A 3,634-nucleotide genomic window follows, 5' to 3' on the forward strand; every position below is an offset into this window, starting at 1 on the left:
CCGGTGCCACGGATGCGAGCAGGGCCGGGGCCACCGCGACGGTCTCCACCACCGGGCCCGGCACGGCGTGGCGGCCGAGCTGTTCGACGGCGACGACGAGATCGACCGCGTCGGCGCCGAGTCCGTCGTGTTCCTCGGCCACGAGCAGGCCGTTGACGCCCGTCTCGGCGAGTCGCTGCCACACCTGCAGACCGGGAGCCGTGTCGCCGTCGTTCCAGGCGCGGATCACGGCGGGCATGTCCGATTTGGTGAGCAGGGCATCGATACTGGACGCGAAGTCCTCATGGGACTCGTCGAGTGCGAATCTCATCGGTCACCCCTCGGGAGGCCGAGCAGCCGCTCGGCGATGACGTTCTTCTGGATTTCGTTGGTGCCGGCGTAGATCGGTCCCGACAGGGAGAACAGGTAACCGTCGGTCCAGCCATCGGCAAGTTCCGCGTCGGGACCCTGCAGGTCGAGCGCGGTCTCGTGAGTGGCGATGTCCCAGTCGGACCAGAACACCTTGTTGATCGACGATTCGGCGCCGAGCTGCCCACCGGCCTGCAGCCGGGTCACGGTGGCCCAGGTCGACAGCTCGTAGGCACGAGCACCGATCCAGGCGTCGGCGACGCGGTTACGGAGGGCGGGATCGCCGTGCAGGGCGGAGCCGCGGTAGGAGCGCAGCAACCGGTCGGTGGCGGCGAGGAAGCGACCCGGCGAACGCAGCGACAGCCCGCGTTCGTTGGACGCCGTGCTCATCGCGACACGCCAGCCCTCGTTCACCCCACCGATGACGCCGGACTCACCGGGCTTCTCGGGGTCGTCGGGCACGAAGACGTCCTCGAGGAAGATCTCCGCGAAACCGGGTTCGCCGTCGAGCTGCGGGATGGGCCGGACCGTGACCCCTTCGGCCCGAAGGTCGAACATGAAGTAGGTGATTCCCTTGTGGCGCTGAGCTTCCGGATCGGACCGGAACAGGCCGAAGCCCATGTCGGCATAGGAGGCGCGCGAGCTCCACGTCTTCTGGCCGTTGAGCAGCCAGCCGCCGTCGACCTTCGTGGCCGTCGAACGCAGCGACGCGAGGTCCGAACCCGATTCCGGCTCCGACCAGGCCTGCGCCCAGATGTCGTCGGCGCGGGCCATGCGGGGCATGATGCGTGCGAGCTGCTCGGGATGCGCGTGCTCGAACAGAGTGGGGGCGAGCAGGAAGATGCCGTTCTGGCTCACACGTCCGGGTGCGCCCGAACGGTAGTACTCCTCCTCGAAGACCACCCACTGTTCGAGCGTCGCATCGCGGCCACCGAGTTCCTCGGGCCACGAGACGACCGCCAGTCGTGCGTCGGCGAGCTGCCGTTCCCACTCACGGTGCTGTTCGAAGCCTTCCGCGGTGTCCATCGACTTCAGCGGTGTGCTGGGAACGTTCGCCTCGAGGAAGGCGCGCACCTCGTCGCGGAACGCGACGGTGGCATCGTCGAGTTCGAGATTCACTACTTGGACCCTTCCTGGACCGGGCGCGCGCTCGCGGCCATCGACTTGGCGTTCATGCCGCCGAGAGAGTCGGTGCCGACCTCGGCGTTGTACGAATGAGCGAAGTGGTGCAGACCGAAGACCGAGTCCATGCCGTTGCGCATGCCCATCTGGTCCTCGCACTGGTTGACGGCACGCTTGGTGAGCGCGAGACCGAAACGGGGCATCTCCGCGATGCGGGCGGCGAGGGCGAGGGTCTCGGACTCGAGCTGCTCACGCGGGACGACACGGTTGACCATGCCGACCTCGTACGCGCGCTGCGCCGAGAAACGATCGCCGGTGTAGAGGATCTCCTTCGCGAAACGCGTTCCGAGGACCCACGGGTGGGCGAAGTACTCGACACCCGGGATACCCATGCGCACGACCGGGTCGGAGAAGAAGGCGTCGTCGGACGCGACGATGAGATCGCACACCCAGGCCAGCATCAGGCCGCCGGCGATGCACGCACCCTGCACCGAGGCGATGGTGGGCTTGGGGATCTCGCGCCAGCGGCGGCACATCCCCAGGTACACCTCCATCTCACGCGCGTAGCGCTGGTCGCCGCCCTCCTTGTCGACGTGGTCCCACCACATGACGGCCTTGTTCTCGTAGTGGACGTGATGGTCGCGGCCCGGGGTGCCCAGATCGTGACCGGCGGAGAAGTGCTTGCCGTTGCCGGCCAGCACGATCACCTTCACCTCGTCGTCCTCGACGGCCTTCTCGAAGGCCGCGTCGAGGGCGTAGGTCATGACCGAGTTCTGGGCGTTGCGATAGTCGGGTCGGTTGAGAGTGACGATCGCGATGCCGTCGCGCACCTCGTAGGTGACGACATCGGGTTCGTACGGGACGGTCATGACTTCTCCTCACGCAGAACGTTCTTCAATACCTTGCCGGACGGGTTTCGGGGCAGCGCATCGACGAACCGTACCGAGCGCGGTGCCTTGAAGTTGGCGAGTTTCTCTCTGGCATACGCGATCACGTCGTCCTCGGTGAGGGGATGCCCGTCCAGCGGGACGACGAAGGCGCGTCCCACCTCGCCCATGCGCCCGTCGGGAACACCGATCACGGCGACCTCGTGTACACCCGGCAGGCGCAGGAGAGCCGCCTCGACCTCGGCGGGATACACGTTGAATCCGCCGCTGATGTACATGTCCTTGAGCCGGTCGGTGATGTCGAGATAACCGCGGTCGTCGAGGACACCCACATCACCGGTGTGGAGCCAGCCGTCCTCGTCGATCGTCTTCGCGGTGGCTTCGGGGTCGTCGAGATAGCCCAACATCACATTGGGACCGCGCAGGAGGATCTCGCCCTTGTCGCCGATGCGTACCTCGAAGTCGGCGGTGGCGCGGCCCGACGAGGTCGACACGGTCACGGGATCGTCGTCGATACGGCACATCGTGGCCACCACGGCTTCGGTCTGCCCGTAGGCGGTGAGCACCGCGTCGAAGCTCAGCTCGGTCTGCATACGTTCGACGAGGGAGACGGGCACGGGTGCGGCGCCGGTGACGGCGATGCGCAGGTTGCTCAGGTCGTAGTCGTCGCGACGCGGGTGGTCGAGGATGCTCTGGTAGATCGTCGGTGCGCCGGGCAGCACACTGATGTTCTCCTGCGCGACGATGGCCATGACCTTCTCGGTGTCGAAGACGGCCATCGGCACGACGGTGGAGCCGGCGAGCAGCGCGGCGACGAAACCCGCCTTGTAGCCGAAGCTGTGGAAGAACGGGTTGATGATCAGGTAGTTGTCGTCGGGGGTCAGCGCGGCGCATTCGGCCCAGGCCTGTGCGACACCGATCAACTGACGGTGTGCGCTCAGGACGCCTTTGCTGCGACCTGTCGTGCCGGACGTGAAGAGGATGTCGCACACGTCGTCGGGCTGTACCGATCGCGCGCGCTCGTCCGCCTGCTCGAGCAATCGCTCCGTGGCAAGACCGAGGAAGTCCTCCCACTCGAAGACATCCCCGCGCGGGGTGTCGTTGCCACCCAGTGGGATTCGTATCACCGTGGGAACGGTGAGGTCGGGCGCGGCCTCACACAGGGCAGCGAATCGGTCGGAGCCGAGGAAGTCGCCCGCGACGACGAGGGCGGCGGCCCGCACGCGTTCGACGATGTCGGCTGCCTCGCTGCCGGTGTACCGGGTGTTGACGGGGAC

The 3,634-nt window shown here is 67.0% G+C and carries 4 protein-coding genes; all 4 read right to left on the reverse strand.

Annotated features, from left to right (window positions below; translation table 11 throughout):
* A partial coding sequence (locus tag R1101_RS27435) for an acyl-CoA dehydrogenase family protein (RefSeq protein ID WP_037224073.1) occupies nt 1–310 on the reverse strand: 310 nt, incomplete at its 3' end.
* Nucleotides 307–1,467 carry an acyl-CoA dehydrogenase family protein gene (locus tag R1101_RS0118490; RefSeq protein ID WP_016934833.1) on the reverse strand — a complete coding sequence of 387 codons (1,161 nt, stop codon included), beginning with the start codon at nt 1,465–1,467 and terminating at the stop codon, nt 307–309. The genes R1101_RS27435 and R1101_RS0118490, both read right to left, overlap by 4 nt.
* Nucleotides 1,467–2,339 (reverse strand): enoyl-CoA hydratase, encoded by an 873-nt coding sequence (locus R1101_RS0118495; protein ID WP_016934834.1) that lies wholly within the window; start codon nt 2,337–2,339, stop codon nt 1,467–1,469. The genes R1101_RS0118490 and R1101_RS0118495 overlap by 1 nt, the downstream gene beginning before the upstream one ends.
* The coding region (locus tag R1101_RS0118500) for an AMP-binding protein (RefSeq protein ID WP_016934835.1) at nt 2,336–3,634 on the reverse strand (1,299 nt) is incomplete at its 5' end. The genes R1101_RS0118500 and R1101_RS0118495, both read right to left, overlap by 4 nt.

Source organism: Rhodococcus sp. R1101 (genome assembly GCF_000278445.1).
In the GTDB taxonomy this organism is placed as follows: domain Bacteria; phylum Actinomycetota; class Actinomycetes; order Mycobacteriales; family Mycobacteriaceae; genus Rhodococcus; species Rhodococcus gordoniae.

What these genes read in the sequence shown, in the direction of transcription:
- R1101_RS0118495 (WP_016934834.1), bottom strand. Translation starts at nt 2,339, where the DNA reads ATGACCGTCCCGTACGAACCCGATGTCGTCACCTACGAGGTGCGCGAC.